The organism is Micromonospora sp. NBC_00860 (genome assembly GCF_045207375.1).
GTDB lineage: Bacteria > Actinomycetota > Actinomycetes > Mycobacteriales > Micromonosporaceae > Micromonospora > Micromonospora vinacea.
Genome location: NZ_CP108825.1, coordinates 6,540,168 through 6,566,168 on the forward strand (window position 1 = coordinate 6,540,168; position 26,001 = coordinate 6,566,168).

Consider the following 26,001-nt stretch of genomic DNA (forward strand, 5'->3'; position numbering starts at 1 on the left):
GCGCGGCCAGAAACGGCCGGCACTGAGCGACAATCCATGGCATGCGTTTCCGCATCCTGGGGCCGACCCAGGTGGTGCTGGCCGACGGGCGAGAAGTCCCCGTGGGCGGTCCGCGGCTGCGCGCGTTGCTGGCGCTCCTCCTGCTCGACGCGGGCCGGGTGGTCTCCGCCGAGCGCCTGATCGACGGCCTGTACGGGGAGCATCCGCCCCGGGGCGCGGCCAACGCGCTCCAGTCCCAGGTGTCGCGGCTGCGCCAGGCCCTGCCCGCCGGGCACGACCCGGTCGAGTTCCACCCGGCCGGCTACCGCCTCGCGGTGGATCCCGAGGACGTCGACGCGTACCGGTTTGAGCGGCTCGCCGAGGCGGGGCGTCACGCGCTCGCCGACGGCGACTGGACCCGGGCGTCGGCGGTGTTGCGTGAGGCGCTGGAGCTGTGGCGTGGTCCCGCTCTGGCCGATGCCATCGGCCCTGCCGGCGCGCCCGTGCAGGCGGCCCGGTTGGGCGAGCTGCGGCTGGCCGCCATCGAGGATCGGGTCGAGGCGGACCTGGCGTTGGGGGCACACGGCACGCTGGTCGCGGAGCTGCGAGAGCTGGTCGTCGCGCATCCTCTGCGGGAGCGCTCGCGGGGCCAGCTCATGCGCGCCCTGGCCGCGCTGGGTCGGCCGGCCGAGGCGCTGGCCGAGTTCGAGGACGCCCGGCGCGCCCTGGCCGAGCAGTTGGGTGCCGACCCGTCGGCGGAGCTGGCCGCGATCCACCTCGCGGTGCTGCGTGGCGAGGAACGCGGAGCGGCCGAACGGGCGCTGCCGGGCCAGCTCACCACGTTCGTCGGCCGGGAGGAGGAGCTCAAGCGCGTCGGCGAGCTGCTCGGTGAGCGTCGGCTCGTCACCCTCACCGGCCCCGGGGGAGCGGGCAAGACGCGCCTGGCGATCGAGGCGGCGGGCCGGGTCGACGGGGAGGTCCGTTTCGTCGAGCTGGCCGGGCTGGCCGATGGTTCCGACGTACCGCAGGCGGTGCTGAGCGCGCTCGGCCTGCGTGACGCAGGCCTGCGCGCCCCGGCCGAGTCGGGCTGGCAGACCACCGACCGGCTGGTCGAGGCGCTGGCCGAGCGGCGACTGCTGCTGGTGCTCGACAACTGTGAACACGTCCTCGTCGACACGGCCCGGCTGGCGGCCCGGTTGCTGAGCGCGTGCCCGGCGATGCGCGTCCTGGCCACGAGTCGGGAGCCGCTCGGGCTGGCCGGTGAGGCGCTGTGCCCGCTCACCGGGCTCGCCCTGCCACCGCTCGGCGCGTCCGCACTGGATGCCGACGAGTACGCGGCGGTCGGCCTCTTCGTCCAGCGGGCCGTCGACGTCGCGCCCGACTTCACTGTCACGCCGGTCAACGTCGAGATGGTGTTGCGGATCTGCCGCAGCCTGGACGGCCTGCCGTTGGCGATCGAGTTGGCCGCCGCGCGTCTGCGGGCGCTGTCCGTCGCCGAGGTGGCCGCCCGTCTCGACGATCGGTTCCGGCTGCTGTCGACGGGCAGCCGGGCCGTGTCGCCGCGACACCGCACCCTCCGGGCCGTGGTCGAGTGGAGCTGGGATCTGCTCGACGACGCCGAACGGGAAGTGGCCCGACGGCTGACCGTCTTCGCCGGTGGGGCCACGCTGGAGGCGGCCGGGCGGGTCTGCGGCCTGCCCACCGCCGGGTTCGTCGACGCGCTCACCGGTCTGGTCGACAAGTCCTTCGTGGAGATGACCGGCGGTCGGTACCGGATGCTCGAAACGGTGCGGGCCTTCTGCGCAGAGCGCCTCGCCGAGGCCGGTGAGGCCGACCAGCTCCGCCGCGCGCACACCGCGTACTTCCTGGAGTTCGCGTGGACCGCCAGCGACCACCTGCGGTGCGCGGAGCAACTGCACTGGTTGCGACGGCTCGACGCCGAGCGGGACAACCTGCATGCGGCGTTGCGCCGGGCCACGGCCGCCGGTGACGTGTCCGACGCGGCCGGAATGGTCGCGGCCCTGTCGTTCTACTGGTGGCTGCGCGGCATGCGCGGGGAAGGGGCGCGGCTCGCTGCCGACGTCCTCGAACTGCTCGGCACCGAAGCGCCGCCGGGGCTGGGTGAGGAGTTCGCCCTCTGCGTCTACAACGCCTCGCTCGCGGGCTCCCTCCACCTGCCGTCCCTCGGGACGCAGTCGTCAGTGATCCGCAGTCTCGACCGGCCACCGCGACAGCCGTTCCTGCTGTACCTGTCGGGGATCTCGACCGGGCCGCCGTCCGGCGGTGCCGAGGATGTCGACGAGCTGATGGCGGAGCTGCGGCGGCTGGTCGGCCCGGACGAGTGGATCAACGCGCTCGGCGCGATGGGCAGCGGCTCAGCGCTGATGTGGAGCGGCCATTGGGACCGGGCCAGGGCGGCGCTGGCCACCGGGCTCGACGGCTTCCGCAGCACCGGGGACCGATGGGGCACCATGATCACGCTCGGTGCTCTCGGCGAACTGGCCGCCTGGCAGGGCGATCCTGAGACAGCGGGCGCCCACATGGATGAGGCCATGGGATTGGTCGAGGCCCTCGGGTCGGCCGTCGACCAGGCCGACATGCTGCGTACCCGGGGGGAGATAAGGCTGCGCGCCGGTGACCTCGCGGCGGCGCACGACGACTTCGCCACTGCGCTGCTCCTCGCGCAGCGCAGCGGCGCGCCCGAGTTCGTGGCCAGCGCCCGACTGGGCCTCGCCCAGGTGGCCCGCGTGCGCGGGGACCTGGCAGCGGCGAGGCGGTTCTGCGAGGAGGCGCTGACCGGCGGCCTCACCGGCTGGTACGTCGGCGAAGCCGCCCGTGCGGAGATCATTCTCGTCCTGAAGGAGATCACCGAGGCGGAGAAGGCCGGTGCGCCGCCGTCAGCGGACGGTGCGTGATCCGTCAGCGCCCGACCGCATCGTGGGGGCATGACGACATTCGAGGTGGTCGCCGAGGGGCTGGGCAAGCGGTACGGCCCGACCCGCGCGCTCGACACGTTCGACCTGGCAGTGCCGGCCGGCACGATCCACGGACTGCTGGGGCCGAACGGCGCGGGCAAGACGACGGCCGTACGGATCCTCACCACGCTGCTGCGCTTCGACACGGGACGGGCCACAGTGGCCGGGTACGACGTGCTGCGCCAGCCGGACGAGGTGCGCGCCCGGATCGGGCTGACCGGGCAGTACGCCGCGGTCGACGAGATCCTCAGCGGCCGACAGAACCTGGAGCTGTTCGGCCGGCTGTTCCGACTCGGCCGACGGGAGGCCCGCCGACGCGCCGGTGAACTGCTGGAACGGTTCGGGCTCGACGAGGCGGCGAGTCGCTCCGCCGGTGAGTACTCGGGTGGGATGCGCCGCCGTCTGGACCTCGCCGCCAGCCTGATCCGCACGCCGCGCGTGCTCTTCCTGGACGAGCCGACGACCGGCCTGGACCCGCGCAGTCGCAACCAGGTGTGGGACCTGGTCCGCGGTCTCGTCGCGGACGGAACCACCGTGCTGCTCACCACGCAGTACCTGGAGGAGGCCGATCAGCTCGCCGACCGGATCTCGGTGATCGACACCGGTCGGGTGGTGGCCGAGGGGTCGCCGGACCAACTGAAGGCGATGACCGGCGGCGACCGGATCGAGGTGGTGGTCCGCGACGCGGCCGAGTTGAGCCGCGCTGCACGCCTCGTCGCGTCGACCTGCGGCGCGGAACCCGAACTCGACCCGGAGGTCCGACGGCTCAGCGTACCGGTGCTCGATCGCGTCGCCGGCCTGGTCGACGTGGTACGCGCGTTGGACGACGCCGGGATCGCGGTCGAGGACATCGGCCTGCGGCGCGCGACGTTGGACGAGGCGTTCCTGCACCTGACCGGGCACCGGCCGGACGAGACCCCCGAACCCGTCGGGGCTGGACGAAAGGTGGACGTGGCATGACCACCGCTATCGCCGACGGCTGGACGATGACCAGGCGGAACATGACCCATGTGGTCCGCGCGCCGGAGGAGCTGATCCTCTACTTCTCGCTGCCGATCATGTTCGTGCTGGTCTTCGGGTACGTGTTCGGCAGCGGCATGCAGGTGGCCGGTGGTGGTGACTACCGCGAGTTCCTGCTGCCGGGGGTCTTCGTGATGACGATGCTGTACGGGTTGGGGGCCACCGCGACCGGCGTGGCGCTGGACCTCAGCCGGGGTGTCGTCGACCGGTTCCGGTCGATGCCGATGGCGCGGTCCGCCCTGATGACCGGTCGCAGCGCCGCCGACCTGCTGCGTGCCCTGCTGGAGATGTCCACCCTCCTGGTGTGTGGCCTACTCGTCGGGTGGCAGTGGCGACAGGGCGTCGGCAAGGCGTTGCTCGCGGTCGGGCTCCTCCTGCTGCTGCGGATCGCCATCACCTGGGTCGGGATCTACCTGGCGTTGTTGGTCCGCAACCCGGACACGGTCGGCGTGATCGTCTTCCCGGCGGCGTTCCCGTTGAGTGCCATCTCCAACGTCTTCGTGTCACCCGAGCTGATGCCTTCGGTCATCGGGACGATCTCGGAGTGGAATCCGTTGTCGGCCACCGTCGCGGCGATCCGCGAACTGTTCGGCAACCCGGGCCTGGGTGGCGACTCCTGGCCGGCGGAGCACGCGATGCTGTTGGCGGTGTTGTGGCCGGTGCTGCTGATCGCGACGTTCGCCCCGTTGGCCGTGCGCCGATACCAGCGGTTGAGCCGCTGACTCCGGCCGCCTGCCACTGTCAGCGACGCGCCCGCAGAGCGTAGAAGGCGGCACCGGCGGCGAGCACAGCGAAGCCGGCGAGAACGCTGCCCAGCGGCAGGTTGACCGCCAGCAGCAGACACCCGGCCAGCCCCAGGCCGGCGAGCACCTGCACCGGCAGCCGACGACCAGACTCGCGGCCCAGGGTGAGCGCCGCCGCGTTGGTGATCGCGTAGTAGACGAGCACAGTGCAGCTGGAGAAGCCGATCGCGTCGCGGACGTCGCCGAGCAGCACCACCACGATCACCACGGCGGCGACCGCCAACTCGGCGCGGTGCGGCACCTGGTGCACCTGGTGCACGGCGGCCAGCGCGCCGGGCAGGTCACGGCGGCGGGCCATGGCGAGGGTGGTCCGGCCGACCCCGGCGACCAGGGACAGCAGCACCCCGACGACGGCGATGGTGGCGCCGGCGCGGACCACCCACGCCAGGCCGGGCAGCCCGGCGGCGGTCACCACGTCGACCAGGGGCGCGGCGGAGCCGGCCAGCCGGTCGGCACCGAGCACGCCGAGGGCGACCACGGCCAGCACCAGGTAGATCACGAGCACCACCCCGAGCGCCAGCGGCACGGCGCGCGGAATGGTCCGCTGCGGGTCGCGAACCTCCTCGCCGAGCGTGGCGATCCGGGCGTACCCGGCGAAGGCGAAGAACAGCAGCCCGGCGGCGGTGAGCACGCCCCGCGCCGATCCGCCGGGCTCGCCGAGTCGGTCCAGGTGCACCGGCCCGCCCACCACCCCGACGACGGTGACCACTGCCAGCACCGCGAGCACCAGCACGACCAACGCCCTGGTCACGGTGGCGGTCTTGCCGATGCCGCGCAGGTTCACAGCGGTCACCGCGAGCACCGCGCCGGCGGCCACCAGCCGGGCCTGGCCCGGCCAGAGGTACGCCCCGACGGTCAACGCCATCGCCGCGCAGCTCGCCGTCTTCCCGACCACGAAACCCCAGCCGGCGAGGAACCCGGCGAACGGCCCGAGGCGCTCCCGGCCGTAGACGTAGGTGCCGCCGGACTCCGGATAGCGGGCCGCGAGCCGCGCCGAACTGGTCGCATTGCAGAAGGCGACGAAACCGGCCAGCACCAGCGCGGGCAGCAGGCCGGCGCCGCCGGCCGCCGCCACCGCCGGGCCGAAGACCACGAAGACGCCCGCGCCGAGCATCGAGCCCAACCCGATGACAACCGCATCGGGTACGCCCAGCCGCCGCGCCAGTTGATCCACGATCCAAGACCCTAGGGGTACGAGGTGAACGGCCGGTCCCACCCGCGTAACCGGCCGGGGAGCGGCACGCCGTCCCAGGGCGCCCGGTACAGCAGCCGGTCCAGGATCAGGCCCAGCAGCAGCCCGGCCACCGAGTCGGTCAGCCAGTGCCAGCCGAGGTAGGTGGTGGTGGTGAGGACGACCAGCGGCGGCACGACGCGGATCACGGTGACGAGCCGGGTCGGTAGCTGGCGGCCGAAGCTGCGGGCCAGCGGGGCGAGCAGCAGCGCGATGACCCCGTACCAGACGATGGCGTTGGCGACGTGCCCCGACGGGTAGGACTGGGCGAACCGCACCGGCAGGTCGTCGTGGAACAGCGGCAGGGTCTGCTCGGGAGTCAGGAACGGCTCCTTGACGCTGGCGCTCGGTGCCGCCCGCGCGGTCCAGATCTTGAGCGGGCCGATCGTCAGGTTGGTCAGCACGAACGCGACCACCGGCGGCAGGATCGGTCGCACCGACCGCAGCCGGACGGCCAGCAGCACGCCCAGCCCGGCGGCGATCAACGTGAGCGGGGTGCCCTGCCCGAGGAAGTTCAGCACCCGGGCGACCCAGTACGCGGCGGCCGGCCGGTGCCCGTCGGCCCAGTCGGCGATTGCCCGGTCCAGCCCGAAGAGTTGATCGGCGGCGAGCGCCACTGTCAACCCGACCAGACCGACCAGCAGGAGCGCGTCGAACCACCAGCCGGCCGGGCGGACGGGCCGTAGCCGCAGGTCACGTCGTACCGCTGTGGGTTTGAGCACGCGACCACGCTACCGGCCCGGCGCGAGGCCGGGGTGTGCGGCGCTGTGGGCCCAACCACGATCAGGAGCGGATGCGGGGGGCGACCAGTCATGCTTGTGCCCGTGCGGATCACGTCTGCCCTCGTGGACCCAGCGCTGCTCGACCTACCCTGGTCGACACCGCTGGAAGAGTGGCCTGCCCAACACCTGGTGGCGCTGCCGCAGGGCATCTCCCGGCACATCGTCCGGTTCGTCCGGTTGGGCGACTACGTGTACGCGTTCAAGGAGACCCGCGAGCGGATCGCCGAGCGGGAGTACGACCTGCTGCGGGCCCTGGAGCGGATCGACTTTCCGTCGGTCGAGGCGGTGGCGGTCGTCGCCGACCGGCAGACCGAGGACGGCGAGCCGCTCGAATCGGTGCTGATCACCCGGCACCTGCAGTTCTCGTTGCCGTACCGGGCGCTCTTCTCGCACACCCTTCGGCCGGAGACGATGAGCCGGCTGCTCGACGCGCTCGCCGCCCTGATCGTGCGGATGCACCTGACCGGCTTCTTCTGGGGCGACTGCTCGTTGTCGAACACGCTGTTCCGCCGGGACGCGGGCGCCTTCGCCGCCTACCTGGTGGACGCGGAGACGGGCGCCCTGCACAACTCGCTCTCCAACGGTCAACGTGGTGAGGACCTGGAGATCGCCCGGGTGAACATCTTCGGTGAGGCGCTGGACCTTCAGGCCGCCGGCCTGTTGCACGAGTCCATCGACCCGGAGGTGGTCTGCGAGGAGGTCGTGCAGCGCTACGAGCGGCTCTGGCACGAGATCACCTATGAGCAGGCGATCGAGCGGGAGGCCCGGCACGACATCGAGGGCCGGATCCGCCGCCTCAACGAGCTGGGCTTCGACGTCGCCGAGGTGGCCATGTCGTCCATCGACGGCGGGCGGTTCCTGGTTCGGCCGAAGGTCGTCGATGCCGGCTACCACACCCGGCGGCTGTTGCGGCTGACCGGGCTGGACGCCGAGGAGAACCAGGCCCGCAAGCTGCTCAACGACCTGGACGCCTACCGCGCGGAGAGCGACCTGATCGACGAGCAGCAGGCCGCCCACCGCTGGCTCACCGAGGTCTTCGAGCCGGTGGTCCGGGCCGTCCCCGCGCACCTGCGCCGCAAGCTGGAGCCGCAGGAGCTGTTCGCCCAGATCATCGAGCACAAGTGGTTGCTCTCCGAGCAGGCCGGCCGGGACGTCGGGATGCGCCACGCGGTCCAGTCGTACCTGTCCGACGTGCTGGTGCACCGCCCCGACGAGCAGGCCGTCCTCGGCGTCGAAGTTCCCGCCATCGGCTGAGCTGGGCCGCCGCCTGCCGTTGGCAGTATGGGATAGCGGCCCTTTGGAGCTGATGTCGTAAACGAATCGGCGCCCGGCGGTCGCACGCCCGGCGGTCGCACGCCCGGCGGTCGCACGCCCGGCGGTCGCACGCGCGGTCGCCGCACGCCCGGTCGCCGAACCCGTCGGCACGAGGCTGATGTTCGCCAGCAGGCCGATGTCGTAAACGATTCAGCTCCAAAGGCAATGCCGCGTACACATCGGACCCGGCCGAGACGACCCGGCGGATGCGAGCGGCGACGGGGACACCCCCGTCACTTCACCCAGGAGCCTCCGCGCAGCACGCGCACCACGTTGAGGTCGTCGTCGAGCACCACAAGGTCGGCGCGGAGACCCACCTGGAGGGACCCGACCCGGTCGCCGAGGCCGATGGCCCGCGCCGGGGTGGTGGCCACCATCCGTGCGGCGTCGGCGATGGGGATTCCAGCGTTCACGGCGTGCCGCAGCGCGGCGTCCATGGTCAGCGTGCTGCCCGCGATCGCGCCGTCGCGGGCCAGCCGGGCCACCCCGTCGGCGACGGTGACGGCCTGGCCGCCCAGCTCGTACTCGCCGTCGGGCATTCCGGCGGCGGCCATCGCGTCGGTGATCAGCGCGGCGCGGTCCGGGCCGGCGGTCGCCGTGGCGAAGGTCAGCATGCCGTCGTGCAGGTGCACCCCGTCGGCGACCAGCTCGCAGATCACTGTGGGCGCGTCGAGCAGGGCCACCACCGGCCCCGGCTCGCGGTGGTGCACCGGCCGCATCCCGTTGAACAGGTGGGTGCCGACACTGGCGCCGGCGGCGACCGCGGCGCGGGTCTGCTCGTACGTGGCGTCGGTGTGACCCACCGCCGCCACCACCCGCTGCGCGGTGAGCAGCTTGATCGCCTCCAGCGCGCCGTCGCGCTCCGGGGCGAGGGTGACCATCCGGATGGCACCGCGACCCAGCTTGATCAGCTCGGCCAGCTCGTCGGTCGACGGGTCACGCAGGTACTCCGGGTTCTGCGCGCCGCAGCGGGCGGCCGACAGGTACGGCCCCTCGAAGTGGACCCCCGCCAACACGCCCTCGTCGACCAACGGGGCGAACGCCTCGGTTGCCGTACGCATCAGCGGGAAGGGTGCGCTGACCAGGCTTGCCAGCAGTGTGGTGGTGCCGTGCGAGAGGTGGAAGTCGGCCGCCTTGCGGGCCTCGTCCGCGTCACCGGTGGTGAAGGTGTGGCCGCCACCGCCGTGCGTGTGCATGTCGACGAAGCCGGGCAGGATCCAGTGCCCGTCGCGCACCGACGGATACTCGGCCACCGCTGTGATCCGATCGCCGTCCCACTCGACGCAGCCCTGCCGGACGACTCCGGTCGGGGTCACCACTCGGCCGTTCACCCGTACGGTCATCGCTTCTCCTGAAGGTCACGGACACCGACGGCGTCCAGGGCGAGCAGGGCGGCACCGAGGCAACCGGCCTCGTCGCCGAGGGCTGCCGCGACCAGCTGCGGCTCCCGGTGGAAGGTCATCCGTTCGTGCAGCGCCGCCCGCAGAGGCTTCAGCAGCCGGTCCCCGGCCTGGGCCAGGCCGCCGCCGAGCACGATCGTCGCCACGTCGAACAGCGCCTGCCCGCTGGCGAGGCCATCGGCGAGCGCCTCGATCGCCTCCTGCCAGACCTGGCCGGCCAGCGGTTCGCCGGCCGCGGCCCGTTCGGCCACCTCTGCCGCGGTCACCGGCACGTCGGCGGTCTCGCCGGCGAGTTCGGCGTAGCGGCGGCCGATCGCGGCGGCCGACGCCATCGCCTCCAGGCAGCCGGGTCGGCCGCAGCCGCAGCGCGGACCGTCGGGCCGGACCAGGATGTGGCCGATCTCCCCGGCGGCGCCGTGGGCACCCACCGCGGCCGTGCCGTCGACCACATGCGCGGCGGCGATGCCGGTGCCGATCGCCACGAACAGCACGTGCCCGGTGCCGCGTCCAGCGCCGAGCCGGGCCTCGGCGAGACCACCGACCCGCACGTCGTGGCCGAGCGCCGTCGGCAGGCCGAGCCGCGTCACCGTCAGGTCCCGCAGGGGTACGTCCCGGAAGCCCACGTTCGCCGACCAGACCGCGACTCCGCGTGCCTCGTCCACCACCCCAGGCACGGCGATGCCGACAGCGATCGGGGTGAGCCCGTCGGCGCGGGCCTTGTCGGCCAGCCCACCGGCCACGTCAAGGATGGTGCCGACCACGGCGGCCGGGCCGCGTGCGGCGTCGGTGGGGTGCCGCTCGGTGCGGACCACGACGCCGTCCGGGCGGACCAGCGCGCACTTCATGCCGGTGCCGCCGACGTCCAGCGCAACGACCACGCTGTCGTCGGTCATGGCGCGAGAACCACGGACCGGGTCAGGTGTCGGGGCGCGTCCGGGTCGAGACCCCGGCTGGTGGCCAGCGCAACCGCGAAGCGCTGGGCCAGGATCAGGTCGGCCATCGGGTCGACCGGGGTACGGCCGGCGGACCAGCTGCCCAGCACCGTGCGCCAACCGTGCGTGCGGCTGTGCACGAAGGCCGCGCCGGTGGCGGCCACATCCTCGGGCAGCCCGTCGGGCAGCTCACCGAACGCCCAGACCAGCCGGCCCGGCGCGGCGACCGAGATGGGGCCGTGCCGGTAGTCCATCGCCGGGTACGCCTCGGCCCAGAAGGTGGCCGCCTCGCGACACTTCAGCGCGGCCTCCTGGGCCAGCCCGATCGTCCACCCCCGACCGAGGAAGGTGGCCTGCTCGATGGTGGCCGGGTCGATCGGCAGCGGGGACCGCACCGCCACCTCCGCGTCGGCGGCGAGCGCGGTCACCGGGTCGCCGAGCTGGGCCCGGAGCAGGGCCAACGCGGTGGTCGCGAAGCGGGTCTGCACCACCGACCGTTCGTCGGCGAAGGGCATGGCCACGGTGGCGGCGGCCAGCTCGACCGCCGGGGACGTGGGGTCACCGACGATGACCGTGGTGGGTGTCTGTCCGCGTAGCGCGGCGAGCAGTTCCAGCACTTCGGTGGTGGTGCCGGAACGGGTGATCGCGATCAGCCGGTCGTAGCGGCGGCCGGCGGGGAACTCGGACGCCTGGAACGCGTCGGTCTCACCCTGGCCGGCCTGCTCGCGGCGGGCCGCGTACGCCATCGCCATGAACCACGACGTGCCGCAACCCACGACGGCGACCCGCTCCCCGGGACGCGGCAGGTCACCGCGTACGACCTCGGCCAGCCTGGCCGCCTCCCGCCAGCAGTCGGGTTGGCTCGCGATCTCCGCGTCCACGTGCGCCATGGGAAACTCCTCGCAGGGCCGGTCGGTGCTCAATACGGCTCGTTAGACCCGCATTTCGCGCGTTATTCTGCGCGAACGCAGGTGACCATGGCAACCGGCCGGTCGATCGCGCAGGTCAGTCTTTTGCGCCAGCCTAGTTTCGCGCACTAGTGTGCACGCAATCAATCACCGTCCGTGCAGTTGCTGGGAGGGCCCCCGCAGTGGACCGGTACGCCAGATGGAACGCGTTGCTCGAAATGCTGACCGACAACGGCCGGGTCAGCGTCGAGGCGGCAGCCGAGCGGCTGGACGTCTCCCAGGCCACCATCCGGCGTGACTTCGACCAGCTCGCGCAGCAACAGATGATCACGCGAACCCGGGGTGGCGCGGTCGCCAACGGCGTGTCGTACGACCTGCCACTGCGCTACAAGACGGCCAAGCACTCGGCCGAGAAGCAGCGGATCGGGGCTGCCGCCGCGGCGCTCGTCACGCCGGGCACCGTGGTCGGCCTGAACGGCGGCACCACCAGCACCGAGGTGGCCAGGGCGCTCGCCGTACGGCCGGACCTGAACACCAGCGCCGAGGGCGCCCAGCTCACAGTGGTGACAAACGCGCTGAACATCGCCAACGAGCTGCTGGTCCGATCGCGGATGAAGGTCGTGGTGGCCGGCGGCGTGGTGCGACCGAAGTCGTTCGAGTTGGTCGGCCCGCTGGGCGGGGCGTTGCTGCGCGAGGTCACCCTGGACGTCGCCCTGCTCGGGGTGGACGCGATCGACCCGCAGCTCGGCGCTGCCGCCCACCACGAGGGGGAGGCGGCGATGAACAACCTGATGGTGGCCCGCGCCAAGCGCGTGGTGATCATCGCTGACTCGTCCAAGCTGGGGGGTCACGCCTTCGCCCGGATCTGCCCGGTCGAGCGGGTGGAGACGCTGGTGACCGACTCCGGTGCCGCGCCGGAGGTGGTGGACGCGTTCCGCGCCGCCGGTGTGCAGGTCGTCTGCGCCTGAGCGGTCACGCTCCGTCAATGAATTAACCCGTTCGGCGCGTCGATGCATACCGCGTATTGCGCGGTCCTGCATACCGCGTATGGTGTCGGCTGTCACGCCCACCCATCGGGGGAGGTGCAGCTTGCCAGCTGTCCTGGAGATCGAAGGTCTACGTAAGACGTACAAGAGTCGTCGACGCGGCACCCGCAACGCGCTCGACGGCTTCGACATGCGGGTCGACGCGGGGCAGGTGCACGGCTTCCTCGGCCCGAACGGGTCCGGCAAGACGACCACGCTGCGTACCCTGCTCGGCCTGATCCGACCCGACGGCGGCCGGATGGCGCTGCTCGGGCACGAGGTTCCCGACGCGCTGCCCACTGTCGCCGGCGAGGTCGGCGCGATCGTGGAGAGCCCGCAGTTCTTCCCGCACTTCACCGCCCGGGACACGCTGTCCCTGCTCGCGGGGGCGGGCGAGGTGCCACAGATCCGGGTCGACGAGGTGTTGGAACTCGTCGGGCTACGCGACCGGTCGGGTGAGCGGGTCAAGACGTACTCGTTGGGCATGAAGCAGCGGCTCGCCGTGGCCTCGGCCCTGCTGAAGAACCCGAAGCTGCTCATCCTCGACGAGCCGGCCAACGGCCTCGACCCGGGCGGCATCCGGGAGATGCGCACGCTGATGCGCACCCTCGCCGAGTCCGGAATGACAGTGGTGCTGTCCAGCCACATCCTCGGTGAGATCCAGCTGATCTGCGATTCGGTCACCATCATCTCGCTGGGCCGGCGGGTCGCGTTCGGCCCGGTCGACGAGGTGCTCGCGCAGCACTCGTCCGGTGCGGTCCGGATCCGACTGGAGGCGGTCAGCGACCTGCCGGTGGCCACCGAGGCGCTCACCGCGGCGGGGATCCGGGTCACCGGTCACCCGGACCACCTGATGCTGGCCGGCGTCGACAAGCCGGCGTCGGTGACCCGACTGCTTGCTGAGAAGAACCTCTACGTCAGTGAGTTGGCGCCGATCGCCGTCGACCTGGAGAGCGTCTTCCTCGAACTGACCGCCACCGCGCCGGTACCCGGACAGCACCGGCAGGTCGACGAGTCCATGAAGGTCGGTGGGACGGGTCAGCCCGGTCCCGCCGGGGGAGGGTGGGGCGCGTGAGCCTCTTTCGTACCGAGCTGCGCCGGCTCAGCAAGCGGCGTTTCACCCGCTACATGTCGCTGCTCGGCCTGCTGGTGCTGGCCGCGGTGGTGGTCGGGGTGTTCTTCACCAACCAGAAGATCGACGCCGGCCAGCTCGCCCAGGCCGAGCGTCAGGCTGACCAGCAGTACCAGGAGCAGGTGCGCTGGAGCGAGCAGGAGCGCGCCGCGTGCGAGCAGGCCAAGACGGCCGGCACGGCGACCGACGGCCGCTACCCGCCCGACTGCTCGATGATCACGGCCCCGTCCCGGGACCAGATCGAGGCGAGCTGGTTCCTGCCCTCGACGTTCGACTTCAAGGAGACGTTCGACGAGACACTGATCCCGTTCGCGGCGATCCTCGCCCTGGTCGGGTTCGTCATCGGCGCGTCCTTCGTCGGCGCCGAGTGGAGCACCGGCGGCATGATGAACCTGCTGCTCTGGCGGCCGAAGCGGCTCACCGTACTGCTCACCAAGCTGGCCGCGCTGCTCACCGGCATCCTGGCGGTGACGCTTCCGGCCGCGGTGCTGTGGTTTGCCGGGTTCTGGGCGGTCGCCAACTTCCGGGGCAGCACCGAGAAGATGACCTCCGGGGTCTGGCAGTCGTTCATGCTGACCGGTGTACGCGGCGTGGTGCTGGTGTTGGTGCTCACCACCATCGGCTTCGCCCTCGCCTCGCTGGGTCGGCACACCGCGATGGCCCTCGGTGGCGTGGTGGCGCTGATGGTGGTCGGCCAGTTCGGCCTGGGCATCCTGCTCTCCATGGCGGGCGTGCGGTTCGCCGAGGCGTGGCTGCTGCCCACGTACGCGCTGGCCTGGATGACGAAGACGGTCAAGCTGGAGGACTGGAACGCCTGCAACGCGACCTACTTCGGGGAGTGCAAGCCGGCCACGATGGAGATCACCTGGCAACAGTCCTCCGTCCTGCTCTCGGTCGGGGTGGTGGTGATCCTCGGGGCGGCGCTCTGGGCGATGCGTCGCCGCGACATCACCTGACCCGACCGAAGTGACGCGGCGCGGTCGGCCCGGCCGTCGGGGTTCCCGGCGGTACGGACCGGCCGCGCCGCCTGCTGCGTCAGTGGTCGCCGCTGACTAGGCTGAACGACATGTCCGCCGACACCACCCCGGCCGCCCCCGAGCCGTCCATCGACGCTCGTCCGGGTGAGGTCACGGGTGCCGCCGGGCCGACCGTCCCGAATCCCCGACCCGCGCCGCCCATCGAGACCGACGAGTCGGCGTCGCCGGCGGACGAGTCGGCGCAGCCCGCTGATCCCGCGCCGGGGTTGACCGAGCGGGAGCGGGCCATCCTCGCCTTCGAGCAGCAGTGGTGGCGGCACGCCGGCGCCAAGGAGCAGGCCGTCCGGGACACCTTCGGGATCTCGTCGACCCGGTACTACCAACTGCTCAACGGTCTGCTGGACAATCCGGCCGCCCTCGCCGCCGACCCCGTGCTGATCAGCCGACTCCGCCGGTTGCGCTCGTCGCGCGCCCGCAACCGCCGCCGTTGACCTCTACGCGCCGGGGCAGGAATGTCGCCGGGCCCAAGGGGTACGCGGGCAGCCGGAGGCGACGGAGGGGACGGGCTATGACGGGCAGCAATCCGGCGGGGGAGCACCGGTGATGCGGGTACGCTCCGCGTCCGCGCCGGCCCCGGGCCGGCCGGTCAACGAGGATCTGGTCTTCCGGTTCGGCCCGTTGGTCGGTGTCCTGGACGGCGCGACGGTGCCGGACGGCTTCGACACCGGTTGCGTGCACGGGCCCGAGTGGTACGTCCGGCACCTGGCCGCCCGGATCGGCGTCGCCGAGGCGGTACGCCCGGCCGCCCGGCTGACCAGCAACCTGGCCGCGGCCATCCTCGCGGTCCGCGCCGACCACGGCGGGCAGTGCGACCTGGACCATCCGGGCACCCCGTCCAGCACTGTCTGCCTGCTGCGGGACTGCGGCGACCAGGTGGACTACCTGGTGCTCTGCGACAGCCCGCTGGTCCTCGACACGGGCGGGCAGGTCAGCGTGGTCACCGACAACAGGCTGGACGCGGCGATGGCGGAGCTGCGGGAGACGGTGGCCATGGTGCCGGGCGGCGCGGCGGACCCGGTCACCCGGTTCCGGCACGCAGTGAGCGTGCAGCGGGAGCGGATGAACCGTACCCACGGCTACTGGGTGGCGGCTTCCGACCCGGACGCCGCCTTCCACGCGGTCACCGGGACCGCACCCCGGCACGGTCCGGGGGCGCTACGGCGGGCGGCCCTGCTCAGTGACGGCGCGTCCAGCGCGGTGGAGCAGTTCGCGTTGACCGACTGGGCCGGTCTGCTGGACCTGCTGACCGCCGACGGTCCGGGCGCGTTGATCGACCGGGTGCGGGACGCCGAGCGCGACCACCCCGATCGGCTGCGGCGGCACAAGTCCACCGACGACGCGTCCGTGGTGTTCTGCGAGTTCGGGTAGCCGGTTTGAGCGTTCGCCACCCGTCCGGGTGACAACAGAGCGTGATGCGAAACACCCGGGCCGCCCGACCGGCCGGTACCGCTGACCAGACCGCCAGTGGATGGCCAATGGGGTGGACTTCGGCCGATGAGGGCGGCAGACTGCGGCACGTGGCGGGTGCGGTCCGGCTGGAGCCGGTGGACGAACGGAACCTGGAGCCGTTGCTCTCCGTAGCGGCTGCGGAGGCGGAGCCCGGTGATGTGATGCCCCCGGTCGAGGCGCCCGCCGGCTGGTCGCTCGCCCGTCGCGAGGCGTTCCGGGATTTCCATCGGGCCAGCTTCGGCGGGCTGGACGGCCCGACCGGTTCGCAGATGTACGCCATCCTCGTCGGCGGCGAGGTGCTTGGCATGATCCGGATGACGCGCTGTGACGAGCCGCGCACTGTGGAGACCGGGATGTGGCTCGGCCGGTCGGCACGGGGGCAGGGGATCGGCGCGGCCGCCCTGCGGGAGTTGCTGAACGCCGCCGCTCGGGCGGGTATGCGGGCGGTGGTCGCCGAGACGACCCCGGACAACATCGGCGCCGTCGCCGTACTCGAAAAATGCGGTGCGAAACTGCGCGAGGACGGCGGCAAGGTACGCGCCGAGATCTGCCTCGACTCGACGCCGCCTGCTCGCTGAGTCGCCCATGGGGCCGGCGACGACCACAGCGGGCCGCCGCCGACCGCCTGGATCAGGCCGGCAACCTGACGATGTCGTAGTCGGTGCTCGGCGTCGACTCCACGTCGAACCGGCCGTTCACCACGTACAACGCTGAGCCGAGCAGGTCGCCGGTGGCCGGCGACCGCAGCTGCGGGCCGGTGACCTCGCGCTGCACCACTCCGGCGGTGTACCCGGCGTTCATCCGGACCACCGCGACGACGTTGGTCAGGTTGCGGATCACGTACAGGGTGCGCCCGCGCAGCACCAGCCCGTCGGCCCGTTCCACCGAGTAGCCGCCCAGGTCGACGAGGCGGCTGCCGCCGGTACGCGGGTCGACGCGCACGAGTTGACCGGTCAGCATCTGCGCGACCAGCAGATCGCCGTCCGGCAGTGCCACGATCCCGTTGTGGTAGACGTCCGGGGTGGCGGCCGGACCGCTGAGTTGCAGCACCCGGAAGGCGGTGGGGGCCGGAAGCCGGCCACCCGGGCCGAGGGGCACCACGTAGAGCACCTGCCGCGCGGAGTCGGTGAAGTAGACCGCCCGCTGGGTGATCACCAGGTCGTTGACGTAGCTGCCCGGCACGTCGGTGAACTGGTAGTGGGCCAGCTTGGTGCCGGTGTCGGCGTCGTACACGCTCGCGCCGCCACCGGAGAAGTCGGCGGTCCACAGCCGTCCCTGCGGGTCGAGCTTGAGGCCCGCCTTGTCGGTGCCGGGTGTGCCCGGGATCAGCACCGAGCCACGGCCGGTGCGTAAGTCACCCCGCCAGACCGCACCATCCAAGATGGAACCGACGAACACTGTGGTGCCCCGGCCGATCGTCAGCCCTTCCGGGGTGAACCCGTTCGGCAGCGCGATGCGGGCCGGGAACGGCTTCGCCGGATGAGCCGCCGCTGGTGCGCCGACCGAGACCAGTGTCGCCGCCGCCACGAGGGGGATGAGGAGGAGGGAGAGCCGCTTGCGCAAGGAACACCACCTGACGTCGCAGTGGATGACTCCACTGAGGAATGTGACGTACTAGGAACGTCCCGGGCACGACGAAAGGTTGTACTGCTCTGATCACTCCCGGTTGGCGGCGTACGCGGCCAGGGCGGCGACCTGGCCCGGGTCCAGCGACGGGCGTACCCGGGCCCGTGCCGTCGACACGTGCCCGGCGGTGACCGTGGCGGCGGCGAGCGACTCCCGCATCGCCGCGAGCGCCGCCTCGCGGACCAGCGCCGCGCAGTCCGCGGCGGAGAAGCCGGTCAGCTCGTCCCCGAGGGCGGACAGGTCGACGTCCGGCGCCAACGGCACCTGCCGGGACGCGGCCCGCAGGATCTCCGCGCGGGCGGGCCCGTCCGGCGGTGGCACGTAGACCAGCCGCTCCAGCCGGCCCGGCCGCAGCAGCGCCGGGTCGACGAGGTCCGGCCGGTTCGTCGCGCCGACCACCACCACGTTGCGCAGCGTCTCGATCCCGTCCAACTCGGTGAGCAGGGCGGCGACCACCCGGTCCGTGGTGCCACCGTCGGTGGCCTGGCCACGGACCGGCGCCAGCGCGTCCACCTCGTCCAGGAAGATCAGGGTGGGGGCCGCCTCCCGGGCCCGACGGAACAGCTCGCGGACCGCGCGTTCGCTCTCACCGACCCACTTGGAGAGCAGTTCGGCGCCCTTCACCGACAGCACGTTGGCCCGCCCCGACCCGGCCAAAGCGGTGACCAGGTAGGTCTTGCCGCAGCCCGGCGGCCCGTAGAGCAGCACGCCGCGCGGCGGCTGCACGCCGAGCCGGGCGAAGGTGTCCGGGTAGGTCAGCGGCCACAGCACCGACTCGGTCAACGTCTGCTTGACCTCTTCCAGGCCACCCACGTCGTCAAGGGTCACCGACGCCAGATCCAGTGTGGACGCCGCCATGGTGGTGGGCCGGACCACCTCCCGGGCGGCGGTGAAGTCGGCCATCGACACGGTCGGCGTCTCGGCGGACTTCTGTCGCAGCGCGGCGCGTACCCCGGCCTCCCGGACCAGCGCGGCCAGGTCCGCCGCGACGAACCCGGGGGTACGCCCGGCCACCTCGTCCAGCCGGACGTCGTCGGCCAACGGCACCTGCCGGGTCAGCACTGTGAGCTGTTCGCGGCGCAGCGCCTGATCCGGGAGCGGAACGCTGATCCGCAGCGACAGCAGGTCGGGGGAGCGCAGTGCCGGGTCGACCGCCTCCGGCCGGCCGGTGGTGCAGACCACGGCGACGCCGGCGCGGATGCTCTCCGCCAGCACCTGACGGAACACCGTCGCGACCGGACCGGGATCGTCAGCGGGGGCGAGCGCCTCGACGTCGGTGACCAGCAGCACCGCCGGCCCGCCGGCCCGGGCAGCCGTCGCCGCGTCGCGCAACCGCTCGGCGGCGGCCTGACTGGCCAGCGCGGCCACCTCCGGTGCCCAGAGCGGGTGAACGCGGGCACCGACCCGGGCGGCCACGGCCCGGACCAGCGCCGACTTTCCGGAGCCCGCCGGGCCGACGAGCAACACCCCCAACGAGATGGTGGTGCCGAGCCGGCCCAGCACCTCCCGGTGGTGGAAGCCGAGGTCCAGTAGTTCGGTCAGCTCCTCGGCCTGCGCCCGCAGCCCGGGCAGCTCGTCCACGTCGGGCGCGTCCTCGACCGGAACCGGGTCGGCGCTCGGACCCGGCCGGGCCGGCGCGGTGCCGACCGGGGCGGGCCCGCCGTGGGTGGTCGCGCCGTGCTCCCAGGCGACCGATGTGCCCATGGTGACCAGCGCACCGGCCGCCGGCTCGACAGTGACCACCTTGAGCAGGGTGCTGGTCCAGGCGAACCCGACGGTGTTGGCGAGGCTGCGTCGCGCCGCCTCGACCAGGCTGCGGACCGAGGCGTCCGGCAGCACGTCCTGCGGCAGCAGCGACACGTCATCCCCGGCGGTGAGCACCTTGCCCAGCAGGGCGAGCCGGAGCATCTCCGGGGTGACCGCCGCGATGACCCCCACCGGCCCGGCCAGGACCACCCGGGTCGCCGGAACCAACGGCGTCGGGCTCACCCGCACCTGACCGCCGTCGCGCAGACCCAGGTTGCCCAACGTCAGGTCGTCGGCGTACAGCAGGGCGCTGCTCGCGCCCGGCCCGGCCGCCGCCGCGATCCCGGCCGTCTCCCGGCGGCCGGCGAGGCGGACCGGGTCGCCGGGGCGCAGCCCCAGCGCGGTCAGCGCCTCCGGGTGTAGGCGCACGATGCCACGTCGGGCGTCCAGCGCCGCCGGCCGCAGGCTCGCCGTCAAGGTCAGGTCGGGTTGCGCCACTGCCCGACCGTAGCCGCCGGCAGCCACCCCCGCCGGTCAGCGCCGCGGATCCAGCTCGTCCAACAGCGTCGGGTCGCTTCGGATCAGCTCGGCCAACCGGGCCGCCGGGTCCGGGGTCAGACCGTCCGGACCGGGCGCCCAGGCCGGTACCGTCCGGCCGGAGAGCGGCCAGGCCGGCGGGGGTTCCACCGGCGTCGGCGGGGGCACCGGTCCGACCGTGACGTTGGGACCGTCCCAGGAGACCCGCATCGGGTACGTCCGCCCGGCGTGCTCCACCTGCACTGTTACCACCAGCCCGGGGTAGGCCCCGACGACCTGACGGACCGCCTCGGCCACCTCCTCGACCGGGCCCCATCCGGCCACCTCGCTCGGGGTCTCCACCCCCGCGTGCCGGCCCGGCCGGGCGTTGCGGGTGTCGCCGCCGAGGCCGGGCGGGCTCGACGGTGCGGTGGTGTCGTCGCGGTCGGCGGCCCGACGGCGCGACGCCTCCTCACGTCGGGCCAGCCGGGCCAGCGTCTCGTCCAGGTCGCCCCTCACAGATCACCTCTTCCCGCCACGGCCGGAGCTGGTCGGCTCAGGCCCTCCTGTCCCGGGTAGCGCGGTCCAGCGCGCGGTCCAGGACGACCAGTAGGGCGTCCCGCACCGAGAGCCGGTCGCGGGCATCGAATTGCACCAGGGGAACATGATCGCCGATAGCCAGTGCCCAGCGGATCTCACTGAGCTCCAGCGCCAACCGCCCGTCGAAGGCGTTGACCCCGACGACGAACGGCAGCCCGGCCCGCTCGAAGAAGTCGATGGCCGGGAAACAGTCGTCCAGCCGTGCGCTGTCCGCCACCACGAGGGCGCCGAGCGCTCCCCGGGCCAGGTCGTCCCACATGAAGCCGAACCGGGTCTGCCCCGGCGTGCCGAACAGGTAGAGCTTCAGGCTGCGGTCGATCGTCACGCAGCCGAAATCCATCGCCACGGTGGTGGTGGTCTTCGTGGACCGGGCACCCGGGTCGTCCACGCCGATCCCGGCGGTCGTCATCTCGGCCTCGGTGGTCAGGGGCGCGATCTCGGAGATCGCACCCACTGTGGTGGTCTTGCCCACCCCGAACCCGCCGGCCACCAGGATCTTGACCGGGATCGGCGGTGCGGCCGGCTTACCGGCAGGAGGCGGCACCGACCCCGTCCCGGACGGGGGCCGGTACGGCGGCGGTGCCGTCGGCGGTGGGCCGGCCCGCCCGACTATCGGCCCGGTGCCCGGGGACATGCCGTAACGGGCGGCGGCGCTGTTCGCGGCGACCCCGCCGAGCGGGGCGACCGGCCATTCAGGAGATCGCACGGAGTCCATCAATCACTCGCAGGATGAGATCGGGGTCGACAGCGTCGTCGGTGTCGGTGACGTGCACGTCCAGGTGCCCGGCGGCCCGTAGGTCGCCGACCAGGACCCGGGTCACGCCGAAGTGCAGTCGGGCGCGTGCCGAGATCTCGGCCACCGAGATCGGCTCGGCGCAGAGCGCGATGATCGTCTGAAGTTCCGGTGCCAGCAGGGCGCCGGGGGTGCCGGCCCACCAACCACTGTCCATGCGGGCGGTCACCTGGGTCTCCAGCCCGATCGCCGGGTCGGCGCCCGCCACCCGCCCCGAGGTGAGCACGAACGGACGGGGACCGGGCGGCTGGCCCCCGTCCGGCTCCGGCTCGGGCAGGGCCGGGGTCGCCGCCGAGCCGTCCCCGGTCGGGGGTGGCGTGCGCAGGTACGGGCGGATCCGAACCCTGGGTTCCGGATCCGGATCCTCGCCGGCGACGTCGGGGCTCACTGCTGAACGGCGTTCTTCAATTCGACGATCAGTCGCGGGGTCAGGGCGCCACCGGCCCGCCCGGCGAAGAGCGTCATCTCGTACGCGACGGTGCCCAGGTTCGCCGAACGGTCGGCGACCACCCCGAGCACGGAACCGCTGCTGATCGCGCTGATCAGCAGGTAGCCGTCGGCCATGTCGACGATCACCCGGTTCAGGCCGCCGAGCGCGTACCAACTGGCGGCCCCACCGGCGAGGCTGGTCATCCCGGACACGACGGCGGCCAACCGCTCCGCGTTGGACCGGTCCTTGATCGCCGACATGGCCATCAGCAGACCGTCCGAGGAGACCGCGATCGCCTCCAGGACCCCGGCCGTGCTGGAGGTGAAGGAGTCCAGCAGCCAGTTGAACGTACGGGCCTCCGGGCTGAGGTCCCCATTGGCGCTGGGCTGACTCTGGTCGACGTTTTCGTGCAGGAAGGGGCTGGTCACCGTGATGATCCTTCTTCGTTCCGGTGGTCGGGGCTGACTTCGCGGAGAGCGCGGGCGACGCCCGCCTCGAACTCGCTGATGAGGTCGCGGACCTCGGCCGGGTCGCCGAGGTGGGTGATCGGCGGTTGGCAGGCCGGGATGGCGGTGAGGTTCGCCCCCGGTACCCGTCGGCTCAACCGGGGCCGCTCCGGTGCGACGTCAGTAGAGCCGCCACCATCCGGCACCGTGGGGCCGGCGCCTCCCGGGGTGATTGGCAGGTCGACTGTCATGCCCGGGTCCATGACTGCTGCCCCGGCACCGGCCGACGGGTCGTTCGCCGTCCGCGCCGGCGCACCGCCGAGGCCCGTTGCCCCGTGCAGTTCGGCGCGGCGTACCCCGGCCTGGAAGGCCTCGACCAGTGCGCGGGCGGCGGCGGGGTCCGCGCCGGTGGCGTCCACCGGCCGGGTCGTCGCGGCGGTGGCGTGCAGAGTGGCACCGGGCACCCGCTGCCGCACCCGTGGCCCGGCCGGCTTGCCCGCCGGTTCGGGGCTCGGGGGTTCGGGAGCGGCCTGCTCCGGCTGGCCCTGCCCGAACGCGTTCCAGGACGGGCCGGCGTCCAGGCTGCGGGTGGCACGGCTGAGCAGGTCCGAGTCGAAGCGGGCCGGCACGGCGACGGCCACCGCACGAGGCTGCGCGTCCTGCTCGGGGTCGGGCGTCGGCGTCGTACGCCGGTCCCGGGCCGGCACCGCGGCGCGGGCCACGGTGGCCCCGGCCCGGTCGGCGCGGCGTAGCACCAGCGACGCCGACGGGATCTCCAGCTGCGCGGTCACCCCACCGCCGCCGGTGGCGGCCAGGGCAACCTGCCAGCCGTGCCGACGGGCCAACCGGCCCACCACGAAGAGACCGAGCACCTCGGTCGGGGCCAGGTCGAGCCGTTCCCGGCGGGTGAACCGGGCGTTCTCCTCAGCCAGCCGTTGCTCGCTCATGCCGATGCCGTGGTCCACCACTGTGATCCGCGCGCCCAGGCCGGACGTCTCGGCGGCCACCAGCACCCGGGTGTGTGGCGGCGAGAAGACTGTGGCGTTCTCCATCAGCTCGGCCAGCGCCAGGACGAGGTCACCGACCACCGCCGGCGCGGCCGAGACGCCCGCCGGAACCTGCACCTCCACCCGGGTGTAGTCCTCGATCTCGCCGAGCGCCAACCGGACCACGTCGGCCAGCGGCACCGGCGCGGTGTGCGCGTCGGCCCCGGCCGAGCCGGAGAGCACCACGAGGCTGCCGGCGTTGCGTCGCAACCGGCTGGAGATGTGGTCGAGGCGGTACAGGTGCTCCAGCCGGCCGGGGTCGGCCTCCTGCTGCTCCAGCCGGTCGATCAGCGCGATCTGGCGACCCACCAGGTTCTGGGTACGCCGCCCGACGTGGCCGAACATCTGGGCCACGTTGCGCCGGCCGGCGACCTGCCGCTCGACCAGCTGCGCAGCGGTGTTCTGCACCCGGTCGAAGGCCCGCGCCAGGTCGCCGATCTCGTCGTTGGCGCGGATGTCCACCGGTTCCAGACGGACCGCCTGCGGTTTCTCCGACTCGTCGTCGGTGACCCGGACCAGCTCCGCCTCGGCGACCCGGGCGACCCGGTCGGCAGAACGGGTGAGTCGGGTCAGCGGTCGGGCCACCGTCCGCGCCACCGCCACGCTGAGCAGCACCACAAGCGTCAGGATCAACGCCGTCACGGCACCGACCAGGTACGCGGCGGTCAACGCCCGCCGCTGCTCGGCCGTCACCTCGGCCAGCACGTCGGCGACCAGCTTCTTCTCGACGAACTGACCGAGCCGGATCATCGTGCGGACGGCCGGGAAGAGCGCCTCCAGCGGCACGTCACGGACCGCGCCGGCCGGATCCCGGGCGCTGGTGACCAGGAAGTCGGGGCTGGTACGCGCGGCCACGGCCGCCTCGTTGAGCTGGGCCACAGTGAGCTGCTCGGGCGTGATCAGGCTGCGGAAGCGGGCGTTGTCGACCTGGAGCGCGGCGATACAGGCCACGTACCCCGCCGTGGTGTCGGGGGTGCCGATCGCCTTGACCAGCAGGCTCAGGGTGGCGCAGGCGCCCAGGCCCTCGTCGGCGCGGAGCAGCCCGTCGAGGGCGAGCACCTGACGACCCGGCAACGTGTTGGTGTCCACGCTGAACGACAGACGCAGCGACTCGATGATCCCCTTGTTGACCGGGCCGAACGCGTCCATCACCTGACCCGGGTTGGCGGCCTTGGCCAGGACGGCCGTCCGCAGGTCGATGAGGCTGGACACGCCGTCGAGGGCGCTGTCGACCTGGTCGGTCAGCGCGTCGCTCCGTGCCGCCCGGAGGTCGGCCACCCGGTCGTCCACGTCGGCGGACTTGCGGACCAGCTCACTGCGGTCGACCCGGCCGAGCAGGAAACCGACGGAGAGGATGCGTTCCTGTTGGAGGTCCTGGACCAGGCTGCCGACCCGGCTGGCGAGCCGTACCCGTTCGGCGGTGTCGGCGGCCCGCTGTGCCGCGGCGACCCGGTCGAGCATCACCGGCACGGCCAGGCCGACCATGCTGAGCAGCGGAATCACCACGAGCAGCGCGAGCTTGCCGCGGATCCGGAGCCTACCGAGCAGCATCGAATGCCCCCCACGGCGCGGTCTCCGGGTCACGGGCCGCACCGGCCGGCTGCAACGCACGGGGCTCGTCGACCGGCGGTTGCCAGAGGTCGTGGTGCGGTGGGGTGTCCGGACTCTCCGCGTGGGTGGCGGCCAGGGCGGCCCGACGTCGTGCCCGGCGACCGGCGGCGACCAGCAACGCGGTGAGCCAGCCCAGCAGCAGGGCGGCGGCGACCGCCGCCCCGACGGTCAGCCAGCGGTCCCGGTTGAGCCGATCGATGCGCTCGACAAGCAGCGCGTCCAGCTCGTTGAGGATGACCGGTTGGAGTTGGCGGGCCGAGCGGTGCGAGTTGAGGGCGGCGGCACTCAACTGCCCCGGGTTGACCACGCCGGTGTCCTTGCCCGGCAGCGAGTACGCGGCAAGTGCCTCCACCGAACGCTGGTAGGTGTCCAGCGGGGTCAGCACGTTGGCACCGAGGTCGGTGCTCTCCGAACCGTCCACGGCCGAGCGCAGGTTGTCGACGAGGTCGGCGGCGGGTGTCAGGGCGGTCACCCGCAGGCCGGTCAGCTCCATCAGGCCGCGCGGTTGCTCGGCGGCCGGCCGGCGGGAGACCAGCGTGCCCAGGTCGGCGAGCCGGCCGGCGGCGACCACCGCCTCGGGCAGCTCCTGGCCGACGCTGTCCTGGAGGAAGAACGAGTCGGCCTCGGGGTCGCGGACCAGCCCGGAGCTTTCCCTGACCTTCCGGTGCAGGGCCAGCAGCAGGTCGGAGACCTCGCCGTACGCGGTGTACGCGGCCTCGGGGTCGGTGGCGCTCCGGCCGCGCAGCGCCTCCAGCTTGGCCCGTACGCCGGCCCAACGTTCCTGGCTGAGCAGCTCCCCGCCGATGCGGGCGTCGACCGCGGCGGCCTCCTCGACAGCCCCGTTCAACGCCTCCCGGGCGACGGGGCGGCCGTTGACCGCGTTGGACTGGGCCTCCACGAGGGCGTCGGTGACCGCCGCCAGAGCGGTGAGGTACTGCACGCCGAGTCGTTCCCGGGCGGCAAGGTCCCGGTCGGCGGTGATCTGCCGCCAGTTCGACGTGACGAGCAGGCCCAACGGTGCCAACAGCGCTCCGATGAGCAGCAGGGGCAGCAGTCGGCCCAGCGTGGACGGCCGTCGACGGGCCCGCGGCGCGGGGACTGTCATTGTGTGTCTCCTCCGGCGTGGGGCGCGGATGGGCGCCGGCGTCGAGCCAGCCGACAAGTCCCGTCCACCGGACCGGAAAACTAATCGAACCCCCG

The 26,001-nt window shown here is 72.8% G+C and carries 23 protein-coding genes; 10 read left to right on the forward strand and 13 right to left on the reverse strand.

Going from position 1 to position 26,001, the window contains the following annotated elements; translation table 11 throughout:
* The first annotated feature begins 41 nt into the window (after window positions 1-41).
* Genes OH804_RS30180 through OH804_RS30190 form a run of 3 tightly spaced genes read left to right on the forward strand, consistent with a single transcriptional unit; the run spans window position 42 to window position 4,696 of the window.
* Window positions 42-2,894 carry a BTAD domain-containing putative transcriptional regulator gene (locus tag OH804_RS30180; RefSeq protein ID WP_406061006.1) on the forward strand — a complete coding sequence of 951 codons (2,853 nt, stop codon included), beginning with the start codon at window positions 42-44 and terminating at the stop codon, window positions 2,892-2,894.
* 30 nt (window positions 2,895-2,924) lie between these two features.
* Entirely contained in the window at window positions 2,925-3,914 is a 990-nt protein-coding gene (locus OH804_RS30185; RefSeq protein WP_406061008.1) for an ATP-binding cassette domain-containing protein, read from the forward strand.
* The gene (locus OH804_RS30190) at window positions 3,911-4,696 is read left to right on the forward strand and encodes an ABC transporter permease (RefSeq protein WP_196920039.1); all 786 of its coding nucleotides are present in this window, start codon (window positions 3,911-3,913) and stop codon (window positions 4,694-4,696) included. The genes OH804_RS30185 and OH804_RS30190 overlap by 4 nt, the downstream gene beginning before the upstream one ends.
* Window positions 4,697-4,715: 19 nt before the next feature.
* Here the strand turns inward: OH804_RS30190 and OH804_RS30195 are convergent, their stop codons facing one another.
* Both OH804_RS30195 and OH804_RS30200 read right to left on the reverse strand, forming a co-directional pair.
* Window positions 4,716-5,951, reverse strand: coding sequence for an APC family permease (locus tag OH804_RS30195; RefSeq protein ID WP_196920038.1), 1,236 nt, complete (start codon window positions 5,949-5,951; stop codon window positions 4,716-4,718).
* An 11-nt stretch (window positions 5,952-5,962) separates the two neighbouring features.
* On the reverse strand, window positions 5,963-6,700 hold the full coding sequence (locus tag OH804_RS30200) for a phosphatase PAP2 family protein (RefSeq protein WP_406066732.1): 738 nt from the start codon (window positions 6,698-6,700) through the stop codon (window positions 5,963-5,965).
* Window positions 6,701-6,820: 120 nt separating this feature from the next.
* Here OH804_RS30200 and OH804_RS30205 point away from each other — a divergent pair, with 120 nt between their 5' ends.
* Window positions 6,821-8,044 (forward strand): DUF4032 domain-containing protein, encoded by a 1,224-nt coding sequence (locus OH804_RS30205; RefSeq protein WP_406061011.1) that lies wholly within the window; start codon window positions 6,821-6,823, stop codon window positions 8,042-8,044.
* A 293-nt stretch (window positions 8,045-8,337) separates the two neighbouring features.
* On the opposite strand, the gene nagA is transcribed toward OH804_RS30205, so the two are convergent.
* The 3 genes from nagA to OH804_RS30220 are packed head-to-tail and all read right to left on the reverse strand — an operon-like array spanning window position 8,338 to window position 11,326.
* Window positions 8,338-9,447 (reverse strand): N-acetylglucosamine-6-phosphate deacetylase, encoded by a 1,110-nt coding sequence (gene nagA / locus OH804_RS30210; protein WP_406061013.1) that lies wholly within the window; start codon window positions 9,445-9,447, stop codon window positions 8,338-8,340.
* On the reverse strand, window positions 9,444-10,397 hold the full coding sequence (locus OH804_RS30215; protein WP_406061015.1) for an ROK family protein: 954 nt from the start codon (window positions 10,395-10,397) through the stop codon (window positions 9,444-9,446). Before OH804_RS30215 ends, nagA begins: the two co-directional genes overlap by 4 nt.
* The gene (locus tag OH804_RS30220; protein ID WP_196920034.1) at window positions 10,394-11,326 is read right to left on the reverse strand and encodes an SIS domain-containing protein; all 933 of its coding nucleotides are present in this window, start codon (window positions 11,324-11,326) and stop codon (window positions 10,394-10,396) included. Before OH804_RS30220 ends, OH804_RS30215 begins: the two co-directional genes overlap by 4 nt.
* Before the next feature lie 200 nt (window positions 11,327-11,526).
* Between OH804_RS30220 and OH804_RS30225 the strand changes: the two genes are divergently transcribed.
* The 6 genes from OH804_RS30225 to OH804_RS30250 all read left to right on the forward strand — a co-directional run bounded on the left by OH804_RS30225 (window position 11,527) and on the right by OH804_RS30250 (window position 16,565).
* Complete coding sequence (locus OH804_RS30225) at window positions 11,527-12,312, forward strand: DeoR/GlpR family DNA-binding transcription regulator (protein ID WP_053654382.1); 786 nt, start codon at window positions 11,527-11,529, stop codon at window positions 12,310-12,312.
* A 121-nt stretch (window positions 12,313-12,433) separates the two neighbouring features.
* Complete coding sequence (locus OH804_RS30230; protein WP_269215241.1) at window positions 12,434-13,444, forward strand: ABC transporter ATP-binding protein; 1,011 nt, start codon at window positions 12,434-12,436, stop codon at window positions 13,442-13,444.
* Complete coding sequence (locus OH804_RS30235; RefSeq protein WP_406061018.1) at window positions 13,441-14,457, forward strand: ABC transporter permease subunit; 1,017 nt, start codon at window positions 13,441-13,443, stop codon at window positions 14,455-14,457. The genes OH804_RS30230 and OH804_RS30235 overlap by 4 nt, the downstream gene beginning before the upstream one ends.
* A gap of 110 nt (window positions 14,458-14,567) precedes the next feature.
* Window positions 14,568-14,969 (forward strand): DUF3263 domain-containing protein, encoded by a 402-nt coding sequence (locus OH804_RS30240; protein ID WP_406061020.1) that lies wholly within the window; start codon window positions 14,568-14,570, stop codon window positions 14,967-14,969.
* Between the two features lie 112 nt (window positions 14,970-15,081).
* A complete protein-coding gene (locus OH804_RS30245; RefSeq protein ID WP_196920031.1) occupies window positions 15,082-15,906 on the forward strand; it encodes a hypothetical protein in 825 nt (274 codons plus the stop codon).
* 149 nt (window positions 15,907-16,055) lie between these two features.
* On the forward strand, window positions 16,056-16,565 hold the full coding sequence (locus tag OH804_RS30250; protein WP_406061022.1) for a GNAT family N-acetyltransferase: 510 nt from the start codon (window positions 16,056-16,058) through the stop codon (window positions 16,563-16,565).
* A gap of 52 nt (window positions 16,566-16,617) precedes the next feature.
* Here the strand turns inward: OH804_RS30250 and OH804_RS30255 are convergent, their stop codons facing one another.
* The 8 genes from OH804_RS30255 to OH804_RS30290 form a co-directional block, all read right to left on the reverse strand.
* Complete coding sequence (locus OH804_RS30255) at window positions 16,618-17,550, reverse strand: SMP-30/gluconolactonase/LRE family protein (RefSeq protein WP_406061024.1); 933 nt, start codon at window positions 17,548-17,550, stop codon at window positions 16,618-16,620.
* A 93-nt stretch (window positions 17,551-17,643) separates the two neighbouring features.
* Window positions 17,644-19,857 carry an AAA family ATPase gene (locus OH804_RS30260; RefSeq protein ID WP_406061026.1) on the reverse strand — a complete coding sequence of 738 codons (2,214 nt, stop codon included), beginning with the start codon at window positions 19,855-19,857 and terminating at the stop codon, window positions 17,644-17,646.
* 36 nt (window positions 19,858-19,893) lie between these two features.
* A complete protein-coding gene (locus OH804_RS30265) occupies window positions 19,894-20,394 on the reverse strand; it encodes a hypothetical protein (RefSeq protein WP_196920019.1) in 501 nt (166 codons plus the stop codon).
* Window positions 20,395-20,431: 37 nt separating this feature from the next.
* On the reverse strand, window positions 20,432-21,190 hold the full coding sequence (locus tag OH804_RS30270) for a GTP-binding protein (RefSeq protein WP_406061028.1): 759 nt from the start codon (window positions 21,188-21,190) through the stop codon (window positions 20,432-20,434).
* The gene (locus OH804_RS30275) at window positions 21,168-21,656 is read right to left on the reverse strand and encodes a DUF742 domain-containing protein (RefSeq protein ID WP_406061030.1); all 489 of its coding nucleotides are present in this window, start codon (window positions 21,654-21,656) and stop codon (window positions 21,168-21,170) included. Before OH804_RS30275 ends, OH804_RS30270 begins: the two co-directional genes overlap by 23 nt.
* Window positions 21,653-22,126: a roadblock/LC7 domain-containing protein gene (locus tag OH804_RS30280; protein ID WP_196920016.1), complete on the reverse strand. Its 474-nt coding sequence runs from the start codon at window positions 22,124-22,126 to the stop codon at window positions 21,653-21,655. The genes OH804_RS30275 and OH804_RS30280 overlap by 4 nt, the downstream gene beginning before the upstream one ends.
* Entirely contained in the window at window positions 22,123-24,741 is a 2,619-nt protein-coding gene (locus tag OH804_RS30285; RefSeq protein ID WP_406061032.1) for a nitrate- and nitrite sensing domain-containing protein, read from the reverse strand. The genes OH804_RS30280 and OH804_RS30285 overlap by 4 nt, the downstream gene beginning before the upstream one ends.
* The gene (locus tag OH804_RS30290) at window positions 24,728-25,906 is read right to left on the reverse strand and encodes a hypothetical protein (RefSeq protein ID WP_196920014.1); all 1,179 of its coding nucleotides are present in this window, start codon (window positions 25,904-25,906) and stop codon (window positions 24,728-24,730) included. Before OH804_RS30290 ends, OH804_RS30285 begins: the two co-directional genes overlap by 14 nt.
* Window positions 25,907-26,001: the final 95 nt, after the last annotated feature.